Genomic DNA, 26736 nt, shown 5'->3' with positions numbered 1-26736 from the left:
AGCGTGCCGATCTCCTCGCCGGTTGCGGCGCGCCAGGGTCGCGGCGCGCTCGCGCTCGGCAAACGCCGCATGGGCGTCGCGACCGCGCACGCCGTAGCTCTCGCCTGCATGGGTGAGCACGCCGCGCAGCAGGCCCGCGCCATTCAGCACTGCGGCAACCTCAAGCAACGCGGGGTCGTCGGGGAGCAGCCCGCCGCGGTGGCCGTCGCTGTCGATCTCGATGAGCGCGGGCACCCCGGCCTCGGTCACCGCGCGGGCCTGCCCGAGACTGTCGAGGATCACCACCAGATCGCAGCCCGCGGCGCGCAGCGCCTGCACCCGCGGCAGCTTCTGCGGGGCGATGCCCACGGCATAGAGGATGTCGGCATGCCCGGCGGCGTGGAAGGCCTCGGCCTCGGCCAGCGTGGAGACGGTGATCGGCCCGCCGAGGCGGCACGCGATCTCGAGGGATTTCGCGGTCTTCAGGTGCGGGCGCAGGGTGACGCCAAGCGCCCTTGCATGGCCCGCGAGTCTCTCGATGTTGCGCATCATCCGCGCCTCGTCGAGCAGCAGGGCGGGGGTGGCGAGCGTGTCGAGCGTTGGGAACAGGGGCGGCATGGGCGGACCTTTCGGAAACTTCGCCCCGGGCATAGCACCCCGCGGGGGGCGGCTCACCCTCAAATGATCACGGGCCGGCCCCGGGGAGAGCCGGCCCGCGACGGACCCGCTACATGCCGTAGACGAGATCCACCAGCGAGAGAGAGACCGCCGGCACGTAGGTGACGAGCAGCAGCACCAGCACCAGCACGCCTACGAAGGGCAGGTTGGTGACCGAGGTCCGCCACACGTCGGTGCGCGCAATCGAACAGGAGGTGATCAATACGCTCGCGACCGGCGGGGTCTGCTGGCCAAGCGCGATATTCAGCGTCAGCAGAATACCGAACTGGATGGGGTCGATGCCAAGCTCATGCACCAGCGGCATGAAAATCGGCACCGTCAGGATGATTGCCGCGGCGCCGTGCAGCACCATGCCCACGAAGAGCAGGAAAAGGTTGATGATCATCAGCACGGCGAGCGGGTTGGTGGTGATCTGGGTGATCCCCGCGGCCAGCCGCTGCGGCATCTCGGTCTCGGTGAGGTAAAGACCCAGCACCGCCGAGGCGGCCACCATCAGCATCACCACCGAGGTCTGCAGCACCCCGTCCACCAGCGCGCGGTAGAGGTGGCGCAGGTCGATCTCGCGGTAGATGAAGACCCCGATGAAGAGCGCCGCCACCACCGCGATCGCCGCGCCCTCGGTCGCCGTCACCACGCCGCCGAAGATGCCGCCCAGGATCACCACCGGCAGGATCAGCGCCCAGGACGCCTCCTTGGCGGTCTCGCCGAGGCGGCGCAGCGAGAAGGCCTCGTCGCGCGGCAGGTCGTAGCGCCGCGCCATGTAGTAGCACAGCGCCATCAGCAGGCCGCCGCCCAGCACGCCGGGCACGATGCCCGCGACGAAGAGCTTGACCACCGAGGTGTCGGACATGGCGCCATAGAGGATCATCGGGATCGACGGAGGGATGATGATCGCCAGCGAGGCCGAGGACGAGGTGATCGCCGCCGCCATGCGCGGCGTGTAGCCCTTCTGCTTCATCGCCGGGATCAGCACCGAACCGGTGGCGGCCACGTCCGCCACGGCCGAGCCCGAGATCTCGGCGAAGAACATCGACACGCCGACGTTGACCATGGCCAGACCGCCGCGCACGAAGCCGATCAGCGCCGAGACGAAGGCGATGAGCCGGGTCGAGATGCCGCCGGTGTTCATCAGTGCGCCGGCAAGAATGAAGAGCGGGATGGCGATCAGCGGGAAGCTGGTGGCACCGTCGTAGAGCGACAGCGCGGCGTTGAGGAACCCCAGCTCGCCGTTGAGCAGGAAGACCCCCAGCAGCGCCGAGCCGAGGATCGAGAAGGCGATGGGCATGCCGACGGCGATCAGCACGAACATGAACAGCAGGATACCGGCTTCGATCATTGGGTGGCCTCACGGGCTGAGGGGTGGCTGCGCTGGCTCCTGCCGCGGGCGTCGGCCAGCTCGGCCTCGGCGCGGGCGATCTCGTGTTCGATCTCGGCTGTGTCGGGGTCGACGCCGTCGCGCACCGCCTGCAGGCGTTCGGGCAGGGTCAGAAGCCGTCCCAGCGCCATCAGGCCGAAGCTCACCGGCAGGATGCCCTGCAGCACGGCACGCGGCACGAAGCGGACGGTGGTCATCACCTCGTCGCCGAAGATCTCGAGGATCGCCCAGCCGGCCCAGACGACGATCAGGCAAATGGTCAGGAACAGCAGCTCGACGATGCCGAAGAGCACGAAGCGCCCGGCCCCCGGCAGGCCGAACATCAGCCCGTTGAAGCCCATGTGGGAATTGCGCACCACGGCCAGCGCGGCCCCGGTGAAGGTGATCCAGGCGAGGAGCGCCGCGGCGACCTCGTCGTACCAGATCAGCGACTGGCCGCTGTAGCGGTAGGCGACGCCCAGAAGGACGACGCAGGCCAGCGCGACGATCATCGCGATGGTGGCGATCTGCAAGAACAGGTCGAGCCAGCGGGTGGGACGGGACAGCAAGGTTGCCTCCGGGAATTCAGCGAGGGGAGAGGCGGCGCGGGACACCCGCGCCGCCGGTTCACCTGTGCGGCTCAGGAGCCCGAGCCATCGGCCAGCGACAGCGCCTTGTCGATCATCTCCTGACCGCCCGTCACCTCTGCCGCGAACTTCTCGTAGATCGGCTTGGACGCCTCGACAAAGGCATCCCGGTCGGTCTTGTTGACCGCGAGCCCGCCTTCCTCGAGCTTGCCCACCAGCTCGCCGTCCTGCGCCTCGCCGGTGTCACGCGCCCAGAAGGCGACCTCCTTGGCTGTCTCCTCGATGATCTGCTGCACCTCGGGGTCGAGCTTCTCGAAGGCTTTCAGGCCGACGGTCGGATAGGCCGGGGAATAGACGTGGTTCGACAGCGACAGGTACTCCTGCACCTCGTTGAGCTTGCCGCCGTAGATGTTGGTCATCGGGTTTTCCTGCCCGTCGACCACGCCGGTCTGCAGCGCCACGAAAAGCTCGGAGAAGGGCATCGGCGTCGGGTTGGCGCCATACTCCTGGAACATCGCCACGCGCCAGCTCGAGTTCGGCGTGCGGATCTTCAGTCCCTTGAGGTCGGCGGGGGTGGTCACCGGGTGCTTGGAGTTGGTGATCTGGCGGAAGCCGTTCTCCCAGATCGCCAGCGGCTTGTAGCCCTTGGCCTCGGCGGCGGGCTTCAGCACGCTGTCGAAGAGCGCCTCGTCGATCTTGGCCAGATGCTGACGATCGGCAACGAGGAACGGCAGGTCGAAGAGCGCGTATTCCGGCGCGATCTCGGGCATGGTCGAGCTGGGCAGGGTGATGTGCATCGTGCCCAGCTTGATCTTCTGCAGCATGTCCTTGTCCTTGCCCAGCTGCGAGCTGTCAAAGACCTTCACCACCGCCTTGTCGCCGAGTTTCTCGTTGGCGCGGCGGGCAAATTCCTCGGCGGTCTGGTCCTGCAGCGAGCCGTCGGCGGCGCTGATGCCGAAGATGATCTCGGTCTGCGCCAGTGCGGGCGCGGCCTGCAGCGTGACGGCGACGGCGCCGATCAGTGCGATATGCTTGAGTTCCAAGTGTGTCTCCTCCCTGAGTGCTTGGTCCTGTTGGTGGGGGCGTCGCTCAGCCGGCCAGAACCTCCGGCTCGGTGAGCGCCGCGATGGCCCCGGCCGCGTGCTGGCGGTCCTCCTCCGTGGCGGGCGGACGGGGCTGCAGCCCGGCCAGCTTGCGGCCGAGAGCGATGGCGTTGAACGTGGCGCCGGTGTCGGCGCGGCCCTGGCCCGCGATGTCGAAGGCGGTGCCATGCGCCGGGGTCACGATCGGGAAGGGGTAGCCGGCGATCAGCGTCACCCCCCCGGTCGAAGCCGATCAGCTTCATCGCGATCTGCCCCTGGTCGTGGTACATGGTCATCACCGCGTCGAACTCGCCCCCCTTGATGGCCCGCACGAAGACGGTATCCGAGGGCACCGGGCCGGTCACGTTGATCCCTTGGGATTTGGCGATGTCGATGGCGGGGGCGATCACCTCGTCATCCTCGTGGCCGAAGTTGCCGCCATCCCCGGCATGGGGGTTGAGCGCGGCCACACCGATGCGCGGATTGGGAATGCCGGCGGCGGTCATCACGTCCGAGGTGAGCTTCAGGCTGTTCGCGACGCGCTCGGTGGTGATCGTGGCGGCGACCTTCCTCAGCGGGATGTGCGAGGTCACCCGCGCATTCCACACCTCGTCGAGCACGTTGAACTCGCGGCCTGACTGCTCGGCCTCGATCACCGCATCGACGAAGCCGATCTCGTCGACGTAGCTCGCCCGCGCGAGGCGCATGGAGTGCTTGTTGAACGGGGTGAAGGCGCAGACACCCGCGATCCCCGCCTTGCCGAGCAGCAGCGCCGTGGCGAAATTCTGCAGCGAGGCGCGGCCCCCGGCCTCCGAGGATTTGCCCGGCGGCACCGAGGCCGGATCGCAATTGCGCAGGTCGAGCAGTACGGAACCGGCGGGCAGGGGCCTTGCAAGGTCGGCGGTGGAGATCACCGGCAGGTCGATCTTCACCCCGGCGACCTGCGCGCCCTTCGCCAGCAGCCGTGCGTCCCCGATGACGATCAGGTCGCCAAGGTTCGCCTGCGCATCCGCCACGATCTTCGCGGCCAGTTCAGGCCCGATCCCGGCGGCATCCCCGATCGCCAATGCGACTCGCATATTCGATTCTCCTCCGCATGTATTTTGTATATTTTGTTTTCCGATACGGTATCGCATGGCAAGGAAAAACTTGCTAACCTAGGAAAAAGACAAGAACCGGAGGTGTCATGGACCTGTCTTCAGCTTCGGCCATGCCATTGCAAATCAAGAAAGAATCCCTCCACGATCAGGTCGCGAACCGGATCCGGGATCTCATCATCGAGGGCTATCTCGAGCCCGGCAGCCGCATCGACGAGGTGCAGCTGCTTGAACAACTGGGGGTTTCGCGCACGCCTTTCCGCGAAGCGTTGCGGACGCTCGCGGCCGAGGGGCTGATCGTCATCCAGCCGTCCCGCGGGGCGACGGTGCGCAAGCTCTCGTCGCAGGACGTCTTCTCGATGCTCGAGGTGCTGGGGCATCTGGAAAAGCTTGCCGGGCAGACCGCATGCGAACGGGCCAGCGACGCGGATATCGCGGGTATGCGGGCGCTGCACGAGGAGATGCTGGGCTACTATCGCAAGCGCGACCGGCTGCCCTATTACAAGCTCAACCAGGAGTTCCACTCTCGCCTCGCGGCGCTCTCGGGCAACGAGACGCTGCAGGAGATCCAGCAGAACATCCAGGGGCGGCTGAAGCGCATCCGCTTCGTCGGCAATGGCACCGAGGACTACTGGGCCGAGGCCGTCGCCGAGCACGAGGAGATGATCGCCGCGCTCGAGGCCCGCGATGGCGACCGGCTGGGCGAGGTCATGTCGCGCCACCTCACCAATACCTGGGACCGGGTGAAGGATTCGCTCTGAGCGGTCCTTCCCTCCGCCTCGTCATTGCCGAATCTTGGGCGCGCATGCTTGCGCGCGCAGCACGTGCTGGACGGGATCATCGAAGTGAGGGCGGCATCAGCCTGCGCAATAGGAGCGAGGTTGCAAACCCGGTGTTTCCTACTGTCTGGAAGACTGATGCGGAGGATTGGTGGAGCCTAGGGGGATCGAACCCCTGACCTCTTGCATGCCATGCAAGCGCTCTCCCAGCTGAGCTAAGGCCCCAATCACGGTGCTCGTCGCCTTGTCCATCCGGCCCTGTCGGGCGTTTCGGCTTCGGTCCGGAGCGTTGTCCGCTGCGCCGTCTCCGGCGCTGTGCGGCGGGATTTATGGGATGCTGCGGGCGGGTTCAAGCGAAAAAAATGACCGCCCGCAGAAAAAAACTTCAAAGCTTACTCGTCGTCATCGCCGGGAACGTCGGTGATCTCGTCGAGCGAGACGTTGTCGTCCTCGTCATCGTCGAGAACATCATCGTCATCGAGTTCGACCTCGACATCATCATCCAGCAGATCGACGTCTTCCGAATTCTCGGTCTGGGCACGGCGCGGGGCGCCATCCGGCTGGTCCGCCGACAGCATGGTGCGCTTGCCGGTATCGAGAGTCAGCACCTCGCCGGTGTACGGCGAGACGATCGGATCCTTGTTCAGGTCGTAGAAACGCTTCCCGGTGGTCGGGCAGATGCGCTTCGTGCCCCATTCTTCTTTGGGCATGGGTGGTCCCCTTCAGCTGGCTTGTACGGTCGACAATCTGAAGCCTCTGCCATAACACAAGGGGAGTGTCAAAACTTTTGGCCCATGCAGTCCAGAGGCGCAGAAAATGGGGCAGATCACCCTTCCGGGCAACCCGCCGATCTCAGTCACCCTGCGACGCTCCGCGCAGGCGCGGCGGCTGTCGCTGCGACTCTCGCAGCTCGACGGTCGGGTGACGCTAACGCTGCCGCGCCGCCTGCCCGAGGCCGAGGCGATCGGCTTCCTGCGCGAGAAGGAGGGCTGGCTGCGTGGCCACCTCGAGACCCGCGGTGCCGATGTGGCGGTGGGCTTCGGTGCCCAGCTGCCCTTCGAGGGGCGGGCGCATGAGATCCGTCCGGGGCAGGGGCGCAGCGTGAGATGTCTGGGCGGCGCGATCGAGGTGCCCGGCGCGGCCGAGCAGGTCCCGGCGCGGCTCATGGGCTGGCTGCGGGCCGAGGCGCGGGACCGGCTGGCCGAGGCTTCGGACCGGCATGCCGCCGCGCTGGGGCTGCCCTACAGCCGGCTGACCCTGCGCGACACGCGCTCGCGCTGGGGCTCCTGCACCGCCGAGGGCGGGCTGATGTATTCCTGGCGGCTGGTCATGGCGCCCCCCCGAGGTGCTCGATTACGTTGCGGCGCATGAAGTGGCGCACCTGGCCCAGATGAACCACTCCCCGGCCTTCTGGGCGGTGGTCGAGCAGCTTTACGGCGACTGGCGCCCGGCGCGGCGCTGGCTGCAGGGCGAGGGCGCCGCGCTGCACCGCTATCGTTTCGGAGATTGACGCCGCCCGCGCCGCGTCGGAGATTGCGCGGATCATGATCCAGCCCCAGCCCCGCACCTCCGACATCGTCCTTTCCGCCCATGAACGCGTCTACCGCGGGCTGCGCCAGCGCATCATGCTGGGGCAGATCGCGCCGGGCGAGTCGCTGACCCTGCGCGGCATCGGCCGCGAGTTCGGCGTCTCGATGACCCCCGCGCGCGAGGCGATCAACCGGCTGGTGGCCGAAGGCGCGCTGTCGATGTCCTCCTCGGGCCGGGTCTCGACGCCGGAGCTGTCGAACGAGCGGATCGAGGAGCTGGCGGCGCTGCGCGCCCTCATAGAGGTGGAATTGGCCTCGCGCGCGCTGCCGCGGGCGCACATGGCGCTGATCGACCGTCTGCAGACAATCAACGGCACCATCTCCGAGATGATCCAGGCGCGCGACGCGGTGGGCTACATCCGCACCAACCTCGAGTTCCACCGCACGCTCTACCTGCGCGCGCAGGCCCCCGCGATGCTGGCGATGACCGAGACCGTCTGGCTGCAGCTCGGCCCCACCATGCGCAAGCTCTACGGCCGCCTGCGCCGCACCGAGGCGCCGCAGTACCACCGGCTGATGATCGCCGCGCTCAAGGCCGGAGACGAGCCGGGGCTGCGGCTGGCGGTGCGCTCGGACGTCACGCAGGGGCTGCGGATGCTCGCCACCTGACACGGAGCCGCGGGGAACCCCGGCGGGGGCAGGGGCATTGAGGGGATATCCTTCAGCCAGCCCCGGAGCCCGCCATGACCCTCGCCGACTCGCTCTCGCTCAAGCCCGACTCGCGCCGCGCCCGCCGGCTGGAGGATGTGAACCCCGAGGATTTCGCCTGGTCGATTCCGATCATGCGTGCCGGCTACGCCGGGCGCGGGCTCGTCTACCTCGTGGTGGCGGGCGTCTCGCTCTGGTCGATCTTGCACGGCGGGCAGGCCGAGGGCACCTCGGAAGCGATGCGGAGCCTGCAGGGCGGCTGGGGCACGGCGGTGATCGTGCTGATTGCGCTTGGCATGTTCGCCTATGCGCTCTGGCGGCTTGTCGACTGCATCTGGGACCTCGAGGCCTATGGCCGCGGCGCCAAGGGGCTTGTGGCCCGCGCCGGCATGCTGGTCACCGGGGCGGCGCATCTCGGCATCGGCGGGCTCGCCCTGACGCTGCTCATCGGCCGCAGCGGCGGCAGCAGCGGTCGGCAGATGCTCGACACGGTGCTGCAGAACCCGGGTGGTCAGTTGGCGGTAGGCGCCGCCGGGCTGCTGACCATCGGGGCAGGGGGCTACTACCTGCACAAGGCGCTGACCGAGGAATACCGCAACCACCTGCGCGCCAACCGCGCCACCACCCATATGAACGGCGCGCTGAAGGCGGGGCTGGCGGCGCAGGGCGTTGTCATCGGCATCATCGGCATGCTGATCTGTTACGCGGCTCTGCAGGCCAATGCTTCCGAGGCCGGCGGGCTGGGGTCGGCCTTCGAATGGCTGCAGGGGCAGGTCTATGGCCGGGTCCTCGTCGGGCTGCTTTGCCTCGGCCTGCTCGGATTTGCGCTCTTCTGCTTCGTCAACGCGGGCTACCGGATCATCCCCAAGGCCGCGGACCGCGGGATCGAGTCGCTGGGCGCGCGGCTGCGCGCCGCGGCGGAGAATGCGACGGGATAAGGGCGTGCGCGCCTGCAAGAGCGGGGCTGCTCAGGGGTGGCCCCGCCTCGCATCATCCATCGCGTGAAGGTGACGGGAAAAGTGAGACCGCGCAGCGATTTGAACCGGAAAAGCGGGCGGCTTGTGAAGCTTGTCCAAGGCACCAATCCGAGGCGGCCGGGGACTATGATCTTGATGACTGGCTGGAAGGCGTGTCACAAATAGGGACTTCGAAATTATTGCGAATTTATTAAGGCGAAATTTGAGCGCTGTTGGCGATGCTTTGTGGGCGACCATTTTAAAAGATGCTGCCAGAGCAGATAATTGTCAGCTGACAATCATGCAAAGCGGAAAGCCATGATGTTGCCTTATAGCCTTGGGTGCGAGCTGCGGCGCAGCGAAGCCAGAAGATCAGATTTTGGGTTTAGTTAGTTGGAAGCATAGGGATTTCTGCGCCGAGAAAAGGAATGCGGAGCGTCGCGGATTCGCGCGCATATTCCGCCTCTTCCCGCTGGTCGCCCTCTAGGAGGTCTCCAAAGGCCCTGTAGACCAGCATGAAAGGCAAACTCGTCTCACGGGAAATACGCCGCAATGCCAATTCGATGCGAGGCGCTTCTCATCCTCTGACGTCAAAGCAAAATGCCCCGGCCTGCGAAGGAAACGCGGGCCGGGGCATTCTGAAATCAGCTATCGCACGCCACACCCGTTCCCGGGCGCGGCGCAGGATCAGGCGGCGAGGCCCTTGGAGCCCATCGACAGGAACTTCTGGCGGCGTGCCTTGATCAGCTCCGCCGGTTTCATGCCGTCCATCTCCTCGAGCAGGGCGGCGATGTTCTTGCCCACCGCGTCGATGGCATCCGCCGGCGCGCGATGCGCGCCGCCGAGCGGCTCGGGGATCACCTTGTCGGCAACGCCCAGCTTCAGCAGGTCCTGCGCGGTGAGGCGCAGCGCCTCGGCGGCCTCGCGCATCTTCTCGGCGTCCTTCCACAGGATCGAGGCGCAGCCCTCGGGCGAGATCACCGAGTAGACCGAATGTTCGAGCATCGCCACGCGGTTGGCGGTGGCAAAGGCCACGGCACCGCCGGAGCCGCCTTCACCGATGATCACGGTCACCAGCGGCACGCCGATCTGCAGGCATTTCTCGGTCGAGCGGGCGATCGCCTCGGACTGGCCGCGCTCTTCCGCGCCCTTGCCCGGATAGGCGCCGGGCGTGTCGACGAGGGTGATCACCGGCAGGCCGAACTTGTCGGCCATTTCCATCAGGCGGATCGCCTTGCGGTACCCTTCGGGCCGGGCCATGCCGAAGTTGCGCTCGATGCGCGACTGGGTGTCATTGCCCTTTTCGTGGCCGATCACCACCACCGGTTTGTCGTTGAAACGGGCAAGCCCGCCCATCACCGCGTGGTCGTCGGCAAAGCCGCGGTCGCCGGCGAGCGGCGTATACTCGGTGAACAGGGCGTCGATGTAGTCTTTGCAATGGGGACGGTCGGGATGCCGCGCCACCTGGCATTTCCGCCAGGGCGTCAGCTTCTTGTACAGATCCTTGAGCAGATCGTCGGCCTTGCGATCGAGCGCGGCCGCCTCGTCCTCCACATGCATCTCTTCGTTCTTCCGCGCCATGGCGCGCAGTTCTTCCGCCTTGCCTTCGATCTCGGCGAGGGGTTTTTCAAAGTCGAGATAATGCGTCATGCTCGGGCACTCTTGTTGGTCGCGGCCTATATGGCCTCGAAGGCGCGCGGATGCAACAAAGCAAGCTCGATTGCCACATCTGCGGGCCCTTGGGGGCTCTGGCCGGCGCTCAGCCCAGCAGCACCGGCAGCATCGAGGCGATCAGCAGCGCAGCCATGCTCCAGTTGAACAGCCGAAGCCGCGCGGGATTGGTGAGCACCCGGCGCAGGCTGCCGCCGAGCACCGCCCAGGTCGTGGTCGAGATGGCCCCCATGGCGACATAGGTGCCTGCCACCAGCAGCACGGCGGGCAGATCGCGGCTGACCGCGTAAAGGGTGATTGCCCCCAGCGCCATCGACCAGGCCTTGGGGTTCACCCATTGGAAGGCCGCCGCCTGCAGGAAGCCCATCGGCCGGGCCCCCGCCCGCGCCTCGCCCGGCGCGGCGGCATGGGCGATCTTCCACGCCAGCCAGAGCATGTAGAGCACCGACAGCACGGTCAGCGCGCCGCGCACCATCGGGAAGGCCTCGAAGACCCGCATCGCACCGAGCCCCACCAGCAGCACCATGGCCGGGAAGCCGAGCGCCACGCCGAGCATGTGCGGCACCGTCCGTGCGAGGCCGAAGTTGGCGCCCGAGGCCAGCAGCATGAGGTTGTTCGGCCCCGGCGAGATCACCGTGACGAAGGCGAATCCCGCCAGTGCGATGAGAAGATCCTGTGTCATGGCGCAAGACTTGCCCGTTTCATCTGGAGAAACATTGCAATCAGCGGCGCATTGTGGCCTCTATCGCAATGTATGAGCAATATTGATTACATCGACGACCGGATATTGCGTGTGCTTGCCGCCGAGGGGCGGATCAGCAACCTCGCGCTGGCCGAGCGGGTGGGGCTTTCGGCCTCGGCCTGCCTGCGGCGGGTGGCGGCGCTGGAGAAGTCCGGGGTGATCCGCGGCTACCGCGCCGTCCTCAGCCCCGAGAAGACCGGCATCGGCTTTGTCGCCTATGTCACCGTCGGGCTCGGGGTGCACACCAAGGAGTCGCAGCTGGCCTTCGAGCGGGTGATCACCCGCGCCCCCGAGGTGAAGGAGTGCCACAATATTACCGGGAACGTGGAATATCTTCTGCGCATCGAGGTGACCGATCTGGCCGCCTACAAGGAGTTCCACACGGAGGTGCTCGGCACCTTGCCACAGGTAAGTGCCATAACCTCCTATGTGGTCATGGGATCGCCAAAGGACGACAGAGCCTGAGCGCGCCCGATTCGGACGGCACCGGCCCGCCTTCGGGAAGGCCGGAGGAAAACGGAAAAGTTAGACCGGATTATGACCGAGGCGCAGGCGGGCGAATTCGATTACATCATCGTCGGGGCGGGGGCGGCGGGCAGTGTCCTGGCCGAACGGCTGTCGGCGGACCCCGAGACCCGGGTGCTCCTGCTCGAAGAGGGCAAGGGCGCCGGCGGGCATTGGGCCAGCAGCGTGCCGGGGGCCTCGGGCTGGCTGCTGCGCGATCCCTCGCGGGTCTATCGCTACCAGGTCGAGCCCGGTGCCCGCGGGCCCGCCGAACGCTGGCTGCGCGGGCGGATGCCCGGCGGCACCAGCGCGGTCGGGGCGATGCTCTGGCTGCGGGGCGGCGCGGCGGATTGGGCGCGCATGGCGCAGGTCACAGGCAGCGAGGATTGGGACTGGCCCGAGATGTCGGGCGCGCTGCGCCGGCTCGAGCACCACGCCTTTGGCGGCAGCGAACTGCGAGGCCGGGGCGGGCCGGTGTCGCTGCGGCTGGCCGGGCCGCTGCGACCCCTGATGCAGGCGGTGATGACGGCGGGCGCGGAATCGGGCTGGCGCCAGCGCGAGGATCCGAACGAGGCCGACCCCGAGGGGCTTGGCCCGGCCGCCTGGACCATCGACGACAAGGGACGCAGGGTCACCGCCTGGACCGCCTTCGTGCGCGGCGCCAAGGACCGGCAGAACCTCAGGATCGAGACCGGCGTGCGGGTCGACCGGGTGCTGGTCGACGAGGGCCGCGCCTATGGCATCGAGGGGCGCCGCGGCAGCGCCCAACTGCTGTTCCGCTGCCGCGGCGAGGTGATCCTCTGCGCCGGCGCGGTGATCACGCCGAAGATCCTCATGCTTTCGGGCATCGGCGACGGCATGGCGCTGCGCCGGGCCGGGATCGAGACACGCCACCACAGCCCCAACATCGGGCGCGGCCTGCGCGACCAGATGATGCTGGTGACCAACTGGCGGCTGCGCCACTGGCGCGACAGCGACAACCGCGCCTACAGCGGCGGGCGGCTCTGGGTGAACGCGCTGCGCTACCTGCTGTCGGGAAGCGGCGTGATGAGCCAGGGCGGGGCCGAGCTTGTGGGTTTCCTGAGCTCGCACAAGGCGGCCGAGCGGCCCGACATCATGATCACCGCGGCGGCCCATTCGCACGAGGTGGTCCCGGGAATCAGCGGGCTCGAAACCGAGCCGGGCATGCGGCTGACCGGACATGCGCTGCGCCCCGAGAGCTCGGGCTATGTCTTTGCCGACGGGCCCGATCCCGACATGGCGCCGCGGATCGAGGCCAACCACCTGGCCACCGAGCGCGACCGGGCCCGCGCCATCGCCGCGCTGCGCAGGCTGCGCGAGCTGGCCCGGCGGCCGGCCCTGTCGGAGTTCGTCGAGGGCGAGACGGTGATCTCGGCCTGGGCCAAGAGCGACGATGACATCCTCGATCTCTACCGCCGCTATGGCCGCTCGGCGGGGCACGCGGTGGGCAGCTGCGCCATGGGGCCCGACGATCTCGACCCGCTCGACAGCCGGCTGCGGCTGCGCGGCATCGAGCGGCTGCGGGTCTGCGATGCCTCGATCTTCCCCGAAGTCCCGGCGGGCGGCACGCTCGCCCCGGTGATGGCCGCGGCGCTGCGCGCGGCGGAATTCATCCTCGCCGATGCCGCCGAGCGGGATGGCGAGGCCGAGGAAGACGCAGAGCTCAAGGCGACATCGGAGACCGAAGACGAGGCCGGGGAGGTCGCGGCAGAGGCCGCGGTGGCGCAGCCAGAGACGCCGGACGACTCCCCGACGGAGACCCCGGCAGACAGCGCGGAGGCCCCCAGCGCACCCGCGCCGCGCCCCGCCGCCTGACCCGCCGCCCGCCCGCGGGTTCTTCTAGGCAGAAATATCCCGGGGGAGTCGCGCGCAGCGCGGCGGGGGCAGAGCCCCCTCTGTCCGAACCTGCCGCTCTGTGAGCGGCGGGGGCAGAGCCCCCTCTTTCCGAACATGCCGCTCTGTGGGCGGCGGGGGCAGAGCCCCCAATCCCCTTGGCCCGAAAGGGAAACGGCCGCCCCCGCAGGGCCGGCCGTTCGAAGTTTCGCCCGGGCGTGCCCGGCCTCAGATCTGCCGCACGGCGCCTTTCGCGGCCGAGGTGGTCAGCGCGGCATAGGCCTTGAGCGCCTTGGAGATCTTGCGCTTGCGCTTCTCCTCCGGCTGCCAGCCCTTGGCTTCGCGGATGGCGCGGCGCTCGGCGATCACCGCGTCGTCGACGGCGAGGTTGATCTTGCGGTTGGGGATGTCGATCTCGATCAGATCGCCTTCCTCGACCAGCCCGATGGTGCCGCCCTCTGCCGCCTCCGGCGAGACGTGACCGATCGACAGGCCCGAGGAGCCGCCCGAGAAACGCCCGTCGGTGACCAGGGCGCAGTCCTTCCCGAGGCCTTTCGACTTCAGGTAGGAGGTCGGGTAGAGCATCTCCTGCATGCCCGGACCGCCGCGCGGGCCTTCGTAGCGGATCAGCACCACGTCGCCCTTGTGCACCTTGCCGGTGAGGATCGCGCTGACCGCGGTGTCCTGCGATTCAAAGATGCGCGCCGGGCCGGTGAAGGTCAGGATCGACTCGTCGACGCCCGCGGTCTTCACGATGCAGCCGTCCTCGGCGAGGTTGCCGTAGAGCACCGCGAGGCCGCCGTCCTTCGAGAAGGCATGCTCGGCGTCGCGGATCACGCCGGTCTGGCGGTCGAGATCAAGGCTGTCGTAGCGCATCGACTGCGAGAAGGCGGTGGTCGAGCGCACGCCGCCCGGGGCGGCGCGGAAGAAGTCGTGCACCGATTCAGAGTTGGTCCGCGTCACGTCCCAGCGGTCGAGCGCATGCGCCATGGTCTCGGCGTGCACCGTGTGCACCGAGGTGTCGAGCAGGCCGGCACGGTCGAGCTGGCCGAGGATCGACATGATGCCGCCCGCGCGGTGGACGTCTTCCATGTGGACGTCGTCCTTGGCGGGCGCGACCTTGCACAGCACCGGCACGTTGCGCGACAGCCGGTCGATGTCGGTCATGTCGAAGGGCACCTCGCCCTCGTTCGCGGCGGCCAGCAGGTGCAGCACGGTGTTGGTCGAGCCGCCCATGGCGATGTCGAGCGTCATGGCGTTCTCGAAGGCCTTCACCGTGGCGATCGAGCGCGGCAGCACGGTGGCGTCCTCCTGCTCGTAGTAGCGCTTGGCGAGATCGACGATCAGGTGACCGGCCTCGACAAACAGGCGCTGGCGGTCCGAGTGGGTGGCCAGCGTCGAGCCATTGCCGGGCAGCGACAGGCCGAGCGCCTCGGTCAGGCAGTTCATCGAGTTGGCGGTGAACATGCCCGAGCAGGACCCGCAGGTCGGGCAGGCGGCTTCCTCGATCGCCTGAACCTGGGCGTCGGTGTACTTGTCGTCGGCGGCGGCAACCATGGCATCGACCAGGTCGAGCGCCTTTTCGGTGCCTTCCCAGTTGACCTTGCCCGCTTCCATCGGGCCGCCCGAGACGAAGACCACGGGGATGTTGAGGCGCATGGCGGCCATCAGCATGCCGGGGGTGATCTTGTCGCAGTTCGAGATGCAGACCATGGCGTCGGCGCAATGCGCGTTGACCATGTATTCGACAGAGTCGGCGATGATCTCGCGCGAGGGCAGCGAGTAGAGCATGCCGTCATGGCCCATGGCGATGCCGTCGTCGACCGCGATGGTGTTGAACTCCTTGGCGACGCCGCCGGCCTTCTCGACCTCGCGGGCGACCATCTGGCCCAGATCCTTGAGGTGCACGTGGCCCGGCACGAACTGGGTGAAGGAGTTCACGATGGCGATGATCGGCTTGTTCCAGTCTCCATCTGTCATGCCAGTGGCGCGCCACAGGCCGCGGGCGCCGGCCATGTTGCGGCCATGGGTGGTGGTGCGGGAGCGATAGGCAGGCATGGGGCATCCCCTCGGAGTTTTGGATTACCGGGGGTGTTTAACGCCCCTGCGGCGCAGCGGCAAGGGTCAGGGGATGCCGCGGCGCGGCATCACGCAAGAAGCTTGCGTATGGGCGTGGCGGGCTTTCCTTTAATGACCGCGCTGGGGTGCGACGGGAAATTTTGCGGAGCCGCGGCGGGCGCCCGGTCGCGGCTCCTCCCGGGTCAGACGCCCTTGCGCTTGCCCCGGCCCTTCGGGCGCGGCGGCTTCGGCGCGACCTTGGCCTCGATGTGCTCGATGATCAGCCCGGAGATATCCTTGCCCGAGACCTTCTCGATGCCCTCGAGGCCCGGCGAGCTGTTGACCTCGAGCACCTTGGGGCCGTCGGCCCCGCGCAGCAGGTCGACCCCCGCCACGTCGAGCTTCATCGCCCGCGCCGCCTTGATCGCCACCTCGCGCTCGGTCTTGGAAATGCGCACCGGCTCGGCGGTGCCGCCCTGGTGCAGGTTCGAGCGGAAGTCGTCGGGCTTGCCGCGGCGGCGCATGGTCGCGACCACCTTGCCGCCCACCACGAGGCAGCGGATGTCCTCGCCCGCGGCCTCCTTGACGAAGCTCTGCACGAGGAAGTCGGCCTTGAGCCCCTGGAAAGCCGAGATCACGCTCTCGGCGGCCTTGGGGGTCTCGGCCAGCACCACGCCCTTGCCCTGGCTGCTTTCCAGCAGCTTCAGCACCAGCGGCGCGCCGCCCACGAGATCCACGAGATTGCCCGAATCCTTGGGGCTACGGGCAAAGGCGGTGGTCGGCATGCCGATGCGGTGGCGCGCCAGCACCTGATGCGCGTGCAGCTTGTCGCGCGAGACGGTGATGCCCTCGGAGCAGGCAAGGCAATAGGTGCCCATGCTCTCGAACTGGCGCACCACGGCGGTGCCATAGCTGGTGATCGAGGCACCGATGCGCGGGATCACCGCGTCATAATGGGGCAGGCGGCGGCCGTCGTAATGGACCTCGCCACCGACGGCGCGGATGTTCATGTAGCAGCGCGAGGTGTCGATCACCTCCATCGTGTGGCCGCGGTGTTCGGCGGCCTCGATCAGCTTGCGGGTCGAGTAGTTGTCCGGCTCGCGGGTGAGCACGGCAAGGCGCAGGGCGCGGCGGTGCTGCTTGCCGCGCGGAATGCCGTGATAGGCCTCGTAGTCGAGCTCGGGCTGCTGCAGCCGCTGGCTCGGCGAGACCACCATGTCATCCAGCAACGCGCTGCGTCCGAGCAACATGCGATAGGCCATGCTGCCACGGTCGGTGAGGGTGATCTCGATCGGCCAGACCCGGTCACCCATCTCGACCTCGGTCTCGATGACGAAGCGCAGTTCGGTCTCGCCGTTCGACGAGGTCACCTCGCGGCGGTCCTTGAGCGGGGCCGAGCAGATCACCTCGAGCCCGGGCTCGGAGGGATCGGGGTGGATGGCGAAACGCACCATCGGCTTGTCGGAGGGGCCGAAGGGCTCGATGGCGAAGGCATGCAACGCCGAGGTCCGCGCGCCGGTGTCCACCTTGGCGCGGATCGCGGGCAGGCCGAGGCCGGGCAGCGCAAGCCATTCTTCCCATCCAAGCGTGAACTGCGTCATGTCTGCCTCCTTCGCGGGCCGGTGTCGGATTGACGGCCTCTATCCGCGCAATGTGACAGGCGCAATACGGCACTCTGCGCTCCCGCAAGGGAACGCTCATCTCGACAGGGCGTGACCTAGCGGCGGTTTCGCGAAGGGCAACGCGGGCCAGTGGCCCGCGTCGAGAATTTTGCGGGAGAGGCTGTCCCGTCGGGGACAGCGGTGCCGTGCCTCAGGCGCTTGCGATCATCTCGGACTGGCGCACGATCACCTCGGCCTGCTTGATCGAGGCGATGTCCACCAGACGGCCCTTGTAGACCGTTGCGCCCTCGCCCTTGGCCTTGGCGGTTTCCATCGCGGCGAGGATCTCGCGTGCCTCGGTCACCGCGACCTCGGAGGGGGTGAAGACCTCGTTGGCCAGCGCCACCTGCTTGGGGTGGATCGCCCATTTGCCGACCATGCCCAGCGTCGCCGAGCGCAGTGCCTGCGCGCGGAAGCCCTCGTCGTCCGAGAAATCTCCGAAGGGGCCATCCACCGGAAGCACGCCATGGGTGCGGCAGGCGGCGACGATGGCGGCCTGCGCCCAGTGCCACGGATCCGACCAGTGCTTCGCGCCCTCGTGCAGCATGTAGTAATTCTCCTGCGTGCCGCCGATGCCGGTGGTCGCCATGCCCATCGAGGCGGCGAAATCCGCCGCGCCGAGGCTCATCGCCTCGAGCCGGGGCGAGCCGGCGGCGATCTCTTCCACGTGGGCGATGCCGGCGGCGCTTTCGATGATCACCTCGAACTTGATCGGATTGCTGCGGCCCTTGGCGCGCTCCACCGCGGTCACCAGCGCATCGACGGCGTAGAGGTCGGCGGCGCAGCCCACCTTGGGGATCATGATCTGGTCGAGCCGGTCGCTGGCCTGCTCCAGCAGGTCCACCACGTCGCGGTACCACCAAGGGGTGTCGAGCCCGTTGATCCGCACCGAGAGGGTCTTCTTGCCCCAGTCGATGTCATGGGTCGCCTCGATGATGTTGGCGCGGGCGCTATCCTTGTCTGAAGGGGCCACCGAATCCTCGAGGTCGAGGTTGATCACATCTGCAGCCGAGGCGGCCATCTTCTCGAAGATCGCCGGACGCGAACCGGGGCCGAAGAGCTGGCAGCGGTTCGGACGGGCAGGCGCGGCGGGCTGGATGCGAAAGCTCATTCGGAGGGCTCCTGTGGGTAATGAAATTACACATGTGGCGATGTGAGAGTTATTAAATTGCGCGGTGCTGCGCAAGCGAAATTTGCCGCGCTGCGGCGCAAGCTTTGCGTGTCCCGCCCGGAGGCCGTGCACGATTCTTCGGCGGCGGCGCTGAAATGCGTGGAATTTTGGCGTCACGCCGGACGCTGGCGTGCAAATCGAGACGAACTTGCGCGCCACACAGGGCAGAGTGAGCGTCGAGAGCCAAGGCGGGGCAGCCTCCCATCGAACGTCCCGCGAGACAGCATACACGAGTACAGGGAATACAAGAATGATCGAGACGCCGTACCTCCTCTTCCTCGGTGACGCTCCCGACGGCCTGGCCGCCAAAGTGGCCCAGGGCATCAAGGACTGGCGCCCCGAGAACTGCGTCGGCCAGTTCCGCCTAGAAGGTTGCAAGGCCGATCTGGGCCTCAAGGACATGACTCTCGCCGAAGCCAAGGCCGCCGGCGCCAAGACGCTGGTGATCGGCGTGGCAAACCGCGGCGGCAAGATCTCCCAGACCTGGAAGAAGGTGCTGGTCGAGGCGCTGGAAGAGGGCTTCGACCTTGCCTCGGGCCTGCACAACCTGCTGCGCAACGAGGAAGACCTTGCCGCCGTGGCCAAGGCCACCGGCCAGACGCTGCACGACGTGCGCATTCCTTCCGTGGAATACCCGATCGCCAACGGCGAGAAGCGCACCGGCAAGCGCCTGCTGGCCGTGGGCACCGACTGCTCGGTCGGCAAGATGTATACCGCGCTGGCGATGGACGCCTGCATGCGCGAGAAGGGGATGAAGTCGACCTTCCGCGCCACCGGCCAGACCGGCATCCTGATCACCGGCGACGGTGTGCCGCTCGACGCGGTCATCGCCGACTTCATGGCCGGCTCGATCGAATACCTCACCCCCGACAACGATCCCGACCACTGGGACATCATCGAGGGCCAGGGCTCGCTGTTCCACGTCTCCTACTCGGGCGTGACGCTGGCGCTGGTGCACGGCGGTCAGCCCGACGCGCTGGTGCTTTGCCACGAGCCGACCCGCGCCCACATGCGCGGCCTGCCGGGCTACAAGCTGCCGACGCTGGAAGCGGTGCGCGACACAGCCCTGCAGCTCGCCAAGGTCGGCAACCCCGACTGCAAGGTGGTCGGCGTGTCGATCAACACCCAGCACATGGGCGACGAGGAGGCCAAGGCCTATTGCGCCGAGGTCGAGGAAAGCCTGGGCCTGCCCTGCGTCGACCCGTTCCGCCACGGTGCGGACCGGCTGGTCGAGGCGCTGGCAGCGGTCTGAGCCTTCTGGCAGAGTGACCACGCGACCCCGGCGGCGGTGCTTCCGGCGCTGGGGTTTCGAGTATTTATGGAAAGATGAAAGGGGCAGGGACGTGAGCATCGAGGTCACCCGCGACACCTTCAAGCTGGCGCAGGTTTTCACCATCTCGCGCGGCAGCCGCACCGAGGCACATGTGATCACCGTGAAGATCAGCCGCGGCGGTTTCACCGGCTACGGCGAATGCGTGCCCTACGCGCGCTACGACGAGACACTCGACAGCGTCGAGGCGCAGATCCGCTCGCTCCCCGAGGATGTGACCCGCGCCGCGCTGCAGGACCTGCTGCCCTCGGGTGCCGCCCGCAACGCCGTCGACTGCGCGCTCTGGGATCTCGAGGCCAAGACCGCCGGTAAGCGGGTCTGGGAGCTCTTGGACCTGCCCGCGCCGCAGCCAGAGGTGACCGCCTACACGCTCTCGCTCGCCGCCCCCGAGGAGATGCAGGCGCAGGCCGCCAAGAACGCCTTCCGGCCGCTACTGAAGGTCAAGCTCGGCACCCCCGAGGACCTGCCGCGCCTCGAGGCCGTTCGCGCCGGCGCGCCGGACAGCACCATCATCGTCGATGCCAACGAGGGCTGGACTCCCGAGGTCTATGCCGAACTGGCGCCGCACCTGCAGCGGCTCGGTGTCGCCATGGTCGAACAGCCGCTGCCCGCCGGGGCGGATGACGCGCTGCTCGGCATGGACCGCCCGGTGCCGATCTGCGCCGACGAGAGCTGCCACGACCGGGCCTCGCTGCCGAAGCTCAAGGGCAAGTACGACATCGTCAACATCAAGCTCGACAAGACCGGCGGGCTGACCGAGGCGCTGGAACTGCTCGAGGCGGCCAAGGCCGAGGGCTACGGCATCTTCGTCGGCTGCATGGTGGGCTCTTCGCTGGCCATGGCGCCTGCGGTGATCGTCGCGCAGGGCGCGCAATACGTCGATCTCGATGCACCGCTGCTGCTCGGCGAGGACCGCGCGCACGCAATGCTCTACGACGAGGCGGGCGTGCACGCTCCCGAGGCGGCGCTCTGGGGCTGAGACCCCGCGAAAAATACATGACCGGCATGATGGGGAGCCCGCTTATGCGGGCTTGACCCCGGGTCCGCTTTGGCGGAACTGACCGACAGCGAATTATGGAGAGAGCTGCAATGCGCACCGTTTACGTCAATGGCGAGTACCTGCCCGAGACCGAGGCCAAGGTGTCGATCTTCGACCGGGCCTTCCTGATGGCCGACGGGGTCTACGAGGTGACCTCGGTTCTTGGCGGCAAGCTGATCGATTTCGACGGCCACGCCAAGCGTCTCGCCCGCTCGCTGAAGGAGCTGGACATGAAGGCGCCCTGCACCGAGGACGAGCTGCTTGCGATCCACCGAGAGCTGGTGGCGCGCAACGAGATCACCGACGGTCTGGTGTACCTGCAGGTGACCCGCGGCTCCGCCGGCGATCGCGACTTCGCCTTCCCGGACCCCGAGACCACCGAGCCGACGCTGGTGCTCTTCACGCAGAACAAGCCCGGCCTCGCCGACAGCCCGGCCGCCAAGACCGGCATCAAGGTGATCTCGCTCGAGGACATCCGCTGGGGCCGCCGCGACATCAAGACCGTGCAGCTGCTCTACCCGTCGATGGCCAAGATGGCCGCCAAGAAGGCCGGCTGCGACGACGCCTGGTTCGTCGAGGACGGCAAGGTGACCGAGGGCTCGTCGAACAACGCCTATATCGTCAAGGGCGGCAAGATCATCACCCGCGAGCTGTCGCACGACATCCTGCACGGCATCACCCGCGCCGCGGTGCTGCGCTTCGCCAAGGAAGCGCAGATGGTCGTCGAGGAGCGCAGCTTCACCATCGAGGAAGCGCAGCAGGCCGACGAGGCCTTCGTCACCTCGGCCTCGAGCTTCGTGATGCCGGTGGTCGAGCTCGACGGTGCCCAGATCGGCACCGGCACCCCGGGCCCGGTCGCCGCGCGCCTGCGCGAGATCTACCTCGAGGAAAGCCTGAAGCTGGCCGTCTGAGGCTGGGCTGCGTGATTTGAAAAAGGCGCCGCTCCGCAAGGGGCGGCGCCTTCTGCATGTCCCGTGGGTCCGGCGCGGGTTTCAGCCCCGGCTCAGCCGTTCCGCAGCCGCCCGCCCGGCCCAGAGTCCGGTCGCAAGGCAGCCGGTCAGCAGGTAGCCGCCGGTCGGCGCCTCCCAGTCGAGCATCTCGCCCGCGACGAAGACCCCCGGCCGCGCCTTCAGCATCAGCCCGGCGTCCAGCGCCGCGAAGGGAACGCCGCCGGCCACCGAGATGGCCTCGTCGATCGGGCGCAGGCCGCTGTGCGGCACCGGCAGCGCCTTCAGCAGCGCCGCCAGCGTCGCGGGATCCTCGGGCAAGGGGCGGGCGCATTCCATCAGCAGGGCGCGGCTTGCGGGCGAGAGGGTCACCACCTTGCGCAGGTGGTTCGACAGGCTCTGCTTGCCGCGCGGCCGCGACAGGCGCTTGGTGAGCGTGGCCAGCTCGACATCGGGGCAGAGGTCCACGGTCAGCGCCGCCCCCTCACGCAGCGCCGGGGAGAGCGGGTAGAGCCCTCCGCCCTCGAGCCCGCGTGCCGAGATCACCGCCTCGCCGCGCGAGACCAGATCGCCCGCGTGGAAGGCCACGCCCTTCAGTGGCGCACCGAACTGCGCCTTCATATGCGCCGACCAATCCACGCAGAGCCCGGCGTTGGCGGGGGCGAAAGGCGTGACCGGCAGGCCCGCATCGCGGAAGATCCCGGCCCATTGCCCGTCCGACCCGAGCCGCGCCCAGCTCGCCCCGCCAAGCGCGAGCACGGTGACGTCAGGGGTGAGCCGCAGCGCGCCGTCGGGTGTTTCCATCGACACCGCCCCGGTGCCTTTTTCGTCCCATCCGGTCCAGCGCCAGCGCACATGCCGTTCCAGCCCCATGCCGTCGAGCCGCGCCAGCCAGGCGCGCAGCAGCGGCGAGGCCTTCATGCCATGTGGAAAGACACGCCCGGTGGAGCCGGTGAAGAGCGACTGCCCGAGCCCCTCGGCCCAATGCATCACCTCCTCGGGCGGGAAGGCCGAGAGCATCGGGCGCAGCGCAGGGGCAGCGGCGCCGTAGCGGGTCAGGAATTCGGACAGCGGCTCGGCCTTGGTCAGGTTCAGCCCCGACTTGCCCGCCATCAGCAGCTTGCGCCCGAGCGATGGCTTGGAGTCGGCCAGCATCACGGCATGCCCGGCCGAGAGCAGCGCATCCGCCGCCATCAACCCCGCCGGGCCGCCGCCGATCACCAGCGCGCCGCTCATGCGCCGGCCTCGGGCCGGGCACCCGCGCTCGGGCGGTGTCGGAGGGGGGATGTCCTGTCTCGCATCCCACCGTCTTGCCTCGCCGTGGCGCCGGGCGCAAGTTCAACGGAGGGAGGAGAGCAATCCCATCTCCCCGCTCTGCCTGCGCCCGATCCCGCCGGAGGCCAAGCAGCGCCTGCATCCCCTGATCCCGCGGTGGAAGGGCGGCAAGGGCGCGGCGGCGCCAGATCAGCCCCAACGTGATCCACGCGCCCTTTGCCGAGGGCGAGCTGGCGCGCGAGGCACGACGCGCTCAGCGCCGGGCACTGCCGCGGCTCTACTCGACCGGCGCGCCGAAGACCGCGATCACCAGCCCCAGCAGCGCCAGCGCCTCGAAGCCCCGCGCCCGGAGAGTGCGTCCCTCGGTCCGCGCGCCCATGGCCGCTATCCCCGCCTGCAGCGCGTAGTAGAGCGCGAAGGCGCGGCTGGCGAAGGCGATGATCTCGAAGACATCCAGCGTCCACGTGAGCCCCAGCCCCAGCCCGACCAGCAGCGCATAGGCCGAGCGCACCCGGATGCGGCGCCGCGTCAGCTCCTCGACCAGTCCGCCCGCGCCGCCGGTGTCGGCCACCGCGGCGCTGAACTGCGCCGCCAGCGCCGCGCCGGTCAGCATCAGCGGCAGGATCGGCGCCACCAGCCCCATGAGCCCGATGATCGCCGTCTCGCTTGCGTCACCGGTGCCGGGCGGGAAGACATAGGCGATGAGCCCGATATAGGCCATGTAGATCAGCGCCGAGAGCCCCTGCGCCAGCTTCATCGCGCGGATCCGGGTGGGGGCGGTGTACTCGGCACCGAGATAGCGCGTGGTCTCGAAGCCCTGCACGGTGACGATCAGCCCGAAACCCAGCGTCAGCGCCGCCCAGCCGGTCAGCGTCGGCGGGTTGGCGAGCAGCGCCCCGGCCCCGGCCTTCTCCGCGAAATAGACCGCGAGCCCGGCCAGCAGCCCGGCGATGATCGCCAGTTTCAGCCCCACGGCGACCTGTTCCATCCGCTCCAGCGCCGAGAAGCCCCGGGTCCAGCCGACCCCGAGCACCAAGAGGAACATCGCCGAGGTCAGCAGCTTGGCATGGATGGGATCGTGCCAGGGCGTGAGCCGCATGCCGAAGGCGCCGAAGAGGTTGAGGTAATAGGCCACCGAGATGACGTAGGCGAAGGCCAGCGCCCAGGAGGCGCCGGTCTCGAGCCGCTCCTCGCCGGGGCTGCGCGCACCGCGGCTGCGCCGGGCGATGTTGAAACGCACCGCGCCGCCGAAGAGCCAGGCGCCGAGGCAGAGCGCGGCCATCACCGCCGGTGCCCAGATGCCGTAGGCGCTCTCGAGGATGGGGCCGAGCACGAGAAAGCCGCTGCCGATGATCGAGGCGAGCGGGGTGACGGTGGCGCGCCAGAGCCGGGCGCGGGACAGCCGGGGCCAGAGCAGCAGGAGCGCGGCGCAAAGGCTCGCGGCGAGGATCAGGGAGGTCATCATGCCCGCACGCTAATCCTATGCGCCGCCGAAGGAAATGCGTCACGGCTGGCATCATCGCGGGCGCCGGAGGCGGACTTGCGGGCGGGTCCTGCGCGCACTAGGGTCGCGCCGCAACCACCAAGGAGCGGCGCATGGCCCACGAGTTTCCGGTGCGTGTCTACTACGAGGACACCGACATGGCGGGGATCGTCTACCACGCCAACTACCTCAAGTATATCGAGCGCGCCCGCTCGGACTGGGTGCGCGCCCGCGGCATCGACCAGAACGCCCTGCGCGAGGGAGAGGGCCTCGTCTTCGTGGTGCGCCGGCTCGAGGCCGACTATCTCGCCCCGGCCCGCTTCGACGAGGAGCTGGTGGTGCACACCGAGGTGAAATCGGTCTCCGGCGTGCGTCTTGGCCTCACCCAGGAAGTGCAGCGCGCCGGCAAGCCGCTGTTCCGCGCCGAGGTCACGCTGGTGGCGATCACCGCTGACGGCCATCCCGCGCGCCTGCCCGCCGCCATCCGCCAGCAGATGCACTGAACGCCGCCGCCGCGCGTTCTTCTAGGCATAAATATCCCGGGGGAGGCCGCGCGCAGGCGCGGGCGGGGGCAGCGCCCCCACCAGCGCAGGTCTCCCGGCGCGCCCGGGGCCGGGGTGACGCCGCGAAACCCTGGCCTTCCCCTGCGGAAATGGGCGACTTCCCGCGGGAATCCCCCGGTTTCGCCGCGCGGATGACGTCAATGTGTTGGAGGTGCGCCTGCAAATCGGCTACACAGGCCGGTAATCAGAGCCTCGGCACCAGAGGCCATTTCATAGCCCATGAGGAAGAGCAGGCTTATGGACGCAAATACCCTCGCGCTCGCGCAGGAGATCGATTTCTCCATGTGGGGGCTCTTCGCCCGCGCCACGCTGACCGTCAAACTGGTGATGCTGATGCTGATCCTGTCGTCGGTCTGGGCCTGGGCCATCATCTTCGAAAAGATCGTCGCCTATCGCAAGGCACGCCGCGAGGCCGCGGTCTTTGACCGTGCCTTCTGGTCCGGCGAGCCGCTCGACGAGCTCTTCGACCAGATCGGCCCCGAGCCGCGCGGTCGCGCGCAGCGGGTCTTTGCCGCGGGCATGACCGAATGGCGGCGCTCGCACCGCGGCGACGGCGGGATGATCGCCAATGCCTCGGCGCGGATCGACCGCTCGATGGACGTGGCGATCCAGAAAGAGGCCGAGGACCTGCAGCGCGGCCTGCCGGTGCTGGCCACGGTCGCCTCGGCGGCGCCTTTCGTCGGCCTCTTCGGCACGGTCTGGGGCATCATGCACGCCTTCATCGAGATCGCGCAGCAGCAGGACACCTCGCTGGTCGTCGTGGCCCCCGGCATCGCCGAGGCGCTCTTCGCCACGGCGCTGGGTCTGGTCGCGGCGATCCCGGCGGTGATCTTCTACAACAAGCTCTCGGCCGACTCGGACCGGGTGATCGCGGGCTACGAGGCCTTTGCCGACGAGTTCTCGACCATCCTCTCGCGCCAGCTGGATTCCTGATCCATGGCCGGGGGCGTGATGAAAAAGGGAGGCGGCGGGGGCCGCCGTCGGCGCGCCGCAGCGGCGGCGGCGGGGGCCAGCCCATGGCCGAGATCAACGTCACGCCGATGGTGGACGTGATGCTGGTGCTGCTGATCATCTTCATGGTCGCGGCGCCGCTGCTGACCGTCGGCGTGCCGGTGGAGCTGCCGAAGACCGCGGCGTCTTCCCTGCCGAACGAGGCCGAGGAGCCGCTGACCGTGACCATCGCCGCAGATGGCATGGTGATGATCCAGACCACCGAAGTGCCGATGGACGAGCTGACGCCGCGCCTGCAGGCGATTGCCGCCGAGCGCAGCGACGACCGCATTTTCCTGCGCGCGGATGGGGCTGTGCCCTATGACACGGTTGCCAAGGTGATGGGCGCGCTGAACCGCGGCGGCTTCTCGTCGATCGGCCTCGTGACCGACGCCGGTGGCCCGGCGCTGGACGGCACGGCCCCCGCGGCCGGAAACTGAGGGAGCGCCCTTGCGCAGGAACCTCTATATCTCGGGCGCATTGCACCTTGCCGTGATCCTCTGGGCGATCTTCGGCAACGTCTTCCGCCCCGATCCGCCGCAGGTCGAGACCTCGGCGGTCACGGTGATCTCGGAGGCCGAGTTCGCCGCGCTGACCCGTGCCGCGCAATCGCCGGAAACGGCGCAGGAGATCGACGCGCCGCCCGCGCCCGAGCCCGAGACGCGCCCCGCTGCGCGCCCGGCGCCTGCCGAGCCGGAG

General features: G+C 68.3%; 23 protein-coding genes, 1 tRNA gene and 3 pseudogenes. 13 read left to right on the top strand and 14 right to left on the bottom strand.

From position 1 onward, the window contains the following. From CLG85_RS23425 to CLG85_RS23405, 5 genes are all read right to left on the bottom strand, one after another. Positions 1-597, bottom strand: a 597-nt coding sequence (locus CLG85_RS23425) for an alanine racemase (RefSeq protein WP_260350132.1), incomplete at its 3' end; no start/stop codon positions are given. A gap of 109 nt (positions 598-706) precedes the next feature. Next, on the bottom strand, positions 707-1993 hold the full coding sequence (locus CLG85_RS23420) for a TRAP transporter large permease (protein WP_095881001.1): 1287 nt from the start codon (positions 1991-1993) through the stop codon (positions 707-709). Continuing rightward, positions 1990-2580, bottom strand: coding sequence for a TRAP transporter small permease (locus tag CLG85_RS23415; RefSeq protein ID WP_217989692.1), 591 nt, complete (start codon positions 2578-2580; stop codon positions 1990-1992). Before CLG85_RS23415 ends, CLG85_RS23420 begins: the two co-directional genes overlap by 4 nt. A gap of 71 nt (positions 2581-2651) precedes the next feature. Further along, positions 2652-3641, bottom strand: coding sequence for a TRAP transporter substrate-binding protein (locus CLG85_RS23410; RefSeq protein WP_176476485.1), 990 nt, complete (start codon positions 3639-3641; stop codon positions 2652-2654). Next, positions 3617-4759: a 4-hydroxythreonine-4-phosphate dehydrogenase PdxA gene (locus CLG85_RS23405; protein WP_260350131.1), complete on the bottom strand. Its 1143-nt coding sequence runs from the start codon at positions 4757-4759 to the stop codon at positions 3617-3619. The genes CLG85_RS23410 and CLG85_RS23405 overlap by 25 nt, the downstream gene beginning before the upstream one ends. Positions 4760-4866: 107 nt before the next feature. Between CLG85_RS23405 and CLG85_RS23400 the strand changes: the two genes are divergently transcribed. Then, positions 4867-5538 carry a GntR family transcriptional regulator gene (locus CLG85_RS23400; RefSeq protein ID WP_224843056.1) on the top strand — a complete coding sequence of 224 codons (672 nt, stop codon included), beginning with the start codon at positions 4867-4869 and terminating at the stop codon, positions 5536-5538. A 167-nt stretch (positions 5539-5705) separates the two neighbouring features. Here CLG85_RS23400 and CLG85_RS23395 read toward each other — a convergent pair. Further along, positions 5706-5781 (bottom strand) — tRNA-Ala (locus CLG85_RS23395). Between the two features lie 167 nt (positions 5782-5948). Further along, complete coding sequence (locus tag CLG85_RS23390) at positions 5949-6266, bottom strand: TIGR02300 family protein (RefSeq protein WP_224843058.1); 318 nt, start codon at positions 6264-6266, stop codon at positions 5949-5951. Between the two features lie 106 nt (positions 6267-6372). On the opposite strand from CLG85_RS23390, the pseudogene CLG85_RS23385 reads away from it, so the two are divergent. The 3 genes and pseudogenes from CLG85_RS23385 (at position 6373) to CLG85_RS23375 (ending at position 8731) form a co-directional block, all read left to right on the top strand. Continuing rightward, positions 6373-7066 (top strand): annotated as a pseudogene (locus CLG85_RS23385) (M48 family metallopeptidase). Between the two features lie 34 nt (positions 7067-7100). After that, the gene (locus CLG85_RS23380) at positions 7101-7754 is read left to right on the top strand and encodes a GntR family transcriptional regulator (protein WP_095884394.1); all 654 of its coding nucleotides are present in this window, start codon (positions 7101-7103) and stop codon (positions 7752-7754) included. 74 nt (positions 7755-7828) lie between these two features. Continuing rightward, positions 7829-8731 carry a DUF1206 domain-containing protein gene (locus CLG85_RS23375; protein WP_095884393.1) on the top strand — a complete coding sequence of 301 codons (903 nt, stop codon included), beginning with the start codon at positions 7829-7831 and terminating at the stop codon, positions 8729-8731. 705 nt (positions 8732-9436) lie between these two features. On the opposite strand, the gene CLG85_RS23370 is transcribed toward CLG85_RS23375, so the two are convergent. Next, positions 9437-10399 (bottom strand): acetyl-CoA carboxylase carboxyltransferase subunit alpha, encoded by a 963-nt coding sequence (locus tag CLG85_RS23370; RefSeq protein WP_095884392.1) that lies wholly within the window; start codon positions 10397-10399, stop codon positions 9437-9439. A 109-nt stretch (positions 10400-10508) separates the two neighbouring features. Beyond that, positions 10509-11102, bottom strand: a complete 594-nt coding sequence (locus tag CLG85_RS23365; protein ID WP_095884391.1) for a LysE family translocator — start codon at positions 11100-11102, stop codon at positions 10509-10511. A gap of 72 nt (positions 11103-11174) precedes the next feature. On the opposite strand from CLG85_RS23365, the gene CLG85_RS23360 reads away from it, so the two are divergent. Both CLG85_RS23360 and CLG85_RS23355 read left to right on the top strand, forming a co-directional pair. Then, a complete protein-coding gene (locus CLG85_RS23360; protein WP_095884390.1) occupies positions 11175-11627 on the top strand; it encodes an Lrp/AsnC family transcriptional regulator in 453 nt (150 codons plus the stop codon). 72 nt (positions 11628-11699) lie between these two features. Next, positions 11700-13502 (top strand): GMC family oxidoreductase, encoded by a 1803-nt coding sequence (locus tag CLG85_RS23355; protein ID WP_260350130.1) that lies wholly within the window; start codon positions 11700-11702, stop codon positions 13500-13502. A 246-nt stretch (positions 13503-13748) separates the two neighbouring features. Here CLG85_RS23355 and ilvD read toward each other — a convergent pair whose 3' ends face one another. From ilvD to CLG85_RS23340, 3 genes are all read right to left on the bottom strand, one after another. Further along, positions 13749-15578, bottom strand: coding sequence for a dihydroxy-acid dehydratase (ilvD, locus tag CLG85_RS23350; RefSeq protein ID WP_224843070.1), 1830 nt, complete (start codon positions 15576-15578; stop codon positions 13749-13751). A gap of 203 nt (positions 15579-15781) precedes the next feature. Then, on the bottom strand, positions 15782-17179 hold the full coding sequence (gene rimK, locus CLG85_RS23345) for a 30S ribosomal protein S6--L-glutamate ligase (RefSeq protein WP_260350129.1): 1398 nt from the start codon (positions 17177-17179) through the stop codon (positions 15782-15784). 211 nt (positions 17180-17390) lie between these two features. Continuing rightward, the gene (locus tag CLG85_RS23340) at positions 17391-18350 is read right to left on the bottom strand and encodes an L-malyl-CoA/beta-methylmalyl-CoA lyase (RefSeq protein WP_260350128.1); all 960 of its coding nucleotides are present in this window, start codon (positions 18348-18350) and stop codon (positions 17391-17393) included. A 310-nt stretch (positions 18351-18660) separates the two neighbouring features. Here CLG85_RS23340 and dgcN point away from each other — a divergent pair, with 310 nt between their 5' ends. The 3 genes from dgcN (at position 18661) to CLG85_RS23325 (ending at position 21690) form a co-directional block, all read left to right on the top strand. Continuing rightward, positions 18661-19662: an N-acetyltransferase DgcN gene (gene dgcN / locus CLG85_RS23335; protein WP_260350127.1), complete on the top strand. Its 1002-nt coding sequence runs from the start codon at positions 18661-18663 to the stop codon at positions 19660-19662. Positions 19663-19753: 91 nt separating this feature from the next. Beyond that, the gene (gene dgcA / locus CLG85_RS23330) at positions 19754-20719 is read left to right on the top strand and encodes an N-acetyl-D-Glu racemase DgcA (RefSeq protein ID WP_224843078.1); all 966 of its coding nucleotides are present in this window, start codon (positions 19754-19756) and stop codon (positions 20717-20719) included. Between the two features lie 110 nt (positions 20720-20829). Further along, positions 20830-21690, top strand: a complete 861-nt coding sequence (locus CLG85_RS23325) for a D-amino-acid transaminase (RefSeq protein WP_260350126.1) — start codon at positions 20830-20832, stop codon at positions 21688-21690. Positions 21691-21771: 81 nt separating this feature from the next. Here CLG85_RS23325 and CLG85_RS23320 read toward each other — a convergent pair whose 3' ends face one another. Next, positions 21772-22962, bottom strand: a complete 1191-nt coding sequence (locus CLG85_RS23320; protein WP_260350125.1) for a TIGR03862 family flavoprotein — start codon at positions 22960-22962, stop codon at positions 21772-21774. Between the two features lie 316 nt (positions 22963-23278). Then, on the bottom strand, positions 23279-24466 hold the full coding sequence (locus CLG85_RS23310; protein ID WP_260350124.1) for an Aq_097 family APC-type transporter: 1188 nt from the start codon (positions 24464-24466) through the stop codon (positions 23279-23281). Between the two features lie 131 nt (positions 24467-24597). Here CLG85_RS23310 and ybgC point away from each other — a divergent pair, with 131 nt between their 5' ends. From ybgC to CLG85_RS23290, 4 genes and pseudogenes are all read left to right on the top strand, one after another. Continuing rightward, on the top strand, positions 24598-24987 hold the full coding sequence (gene ybgC, locus CLG85_RS23305) for a tol-pal system-associated acyl-CoA thioesterase (RefSeq protein ID WP_095884328.1): 390 nt from the start codon (positions 24598-24600) through the stop codon (positions 24985-24987). Between the two features lie 297 nt (positions 24988-25284). Beyond that, positions 25285-25980, top strand: coding sequence for a protein TolQ (gene tolQ, locus CLG85_RS23300; protein WP_108967926.1), 696 nt, complete (start codon positions 25285-25287; stop codon positions 25978-25980). Between the two features lie 3 nt (positions 25981-25983). Next, positions 25984-26477: pseudogene (gene tolR, locus CLG85_RS23295) on the top strand (protein TolR). Between the two features lie 10 nt (positions 26478-26487). Next, positions 26488-26736: pseudogene (locus CLG85_RS23290) on the top strand (cell envelope biogenesis protein TolA); the annotation flags it as partial.

The organism is Alloyangia mangrovi (assembly GCF_002300555.2).
Taxonomy (GTDB): Bacteria; Pseudomonadota; Alphaproteobacteria; order Rhodobacterales; family Rhodobacteraceae; genus Salipiger; species Salipiger mangrovi.
The sequence above is the reverse complement of the archived record's forward strand: the minus strand, read 5'-3'. Positions and strand labels throughout refer to the sequence as shown.

Bases quoted from the DNA above. Each gene is read 5' to 3' on its own strand.
- CLG85_RS23325 (WP_260350126.1), top strand. From the start codon at position 20,830: ATGCGCACCGTTTACGTCAATGGCGAGTACCTGCCCGAGACCGAGGCC.
- CLG85_RS23370 (WP_095884392.1), bottom strand. From the start codon at position 10,399: ATGACGCATTATCTCGACTTTGAAAAACCCCTCGCCGAGATCGAAGGC.
- rimK (WP_260350129.1), bottom strand. From the start codon at position 17,179: ATGACGCAGTTCACGCTTGGATGGGAAGAATGGCTTGCGCTGCCCGGC.
- ilvD (WP_224843070.1), bottom strand. From the start codon at position 15,578: ATGCCTGCCTATCGCTCCCGCACCACCACCCATGGCCGCAACATGGCC.
- CLG85_RS23400 (WP_224843056.1), top strand. From the start codon at position 4,867: ATGGACCTGTCTTCAGCTTCGGCCATGCCATTGCAAATCAAGAAAGAA.
- dgcN (WP_260350127.1), top strand. From the start codon at position 18,661: ATGATCGAGACGCCGTACCTCCTCTTCCTCGGTGACGCTCCCGACGGC.
- CLG85_RS23360 (WP_095884390.1), top strand. From the start codon at position 11,175: ATGAGCAATATTGATTACATCGACGACCGGATATTGCGTGTGCTTGCC.
- CLG85_RS23380 (WP_095884394.1), top strand. From the start codon at position 7,101: ATGATCCAGCCCCAGCCCCGCACCTCCGACATCGTCCTTTCCGCCCAT.
- CLG85_RS23375 (WP_095884393.1), top strand. From the start codon at position 7,829: ATGACCCTCGCCGACTCGCTCTCGCTCAAGCCCGACTCGCGCCGCGCC.
- CLG85_RS23365 (WP_095884391.1), bottom strand. From the start codon at position 11,102: ATGACACAGGATCTTCTCATCGCACTGGCGGGATTCGCCTTCGTCACG.
- CLG85_RS23405 (WP_260350131.1), bottom strand. From the start codon at position 4,759: ATGCGAGTCGCATTGGCGATCGGGGATGCCGCCGGGATCGGGCCTGAA.
- CLG85_RS23390 (WP_224843058.1), bottom strand. From the start codon at position 6,266: ATGCCCAAAGAAGAATGGGGCACGAAGCGCATCTGCCCGACCACCGGG.
- CLG85_RS23310 (WP_260350124.1), bottom strand. From the start codon at position 24,466: ATGATGACCTCCCTGATCCTCGCCGCGAGCCTTTGCGCCGCGCTCCTG.
- ybgC (WP_095884328.1), top strand. From the start codon at position 24,598: ATGGCCCACGAGTTTCCGGTGCGTGTCTACTACGAGGACACCGACATG.
- CLG85_RS23340 (WP_260350128.1), bottom strand. From the start codon at position 18,350: ATGAGCTTTCGCATCCAGCCCGCCGCGCCTGCCCGTCCGAACCGCTGC.
- tolQ (WP_108967926.1), top strand. From the start codon at position 25,285: ATGGACGCAAATACCCTCGCGCTCGCGCAGGAGATCGATTTCTCCATG.
- CLG85_RS23355 (WP_260350130.1), top strand. From the start codon at position 11,700: ATGACCGAGGCGCAGGCGGGCGAATTCGATTACATCATCGTCGGGGCG.
- CLG85_RS23420 (WP_095881001.1), bottom strand. From the start codon at position 1,993: ATGATCGAAGCCGGTATCCTGCTGTTCATGTTCGTGCTGATCGCCGTC.
- CLG85_RS23320 (WP_260350125.1), bottom strand. From the start codon at position 22,962: ATGAGCGGCGCGCTGGTGATCGGCGGCGGCCCGGCGGGGTTGATGGCG.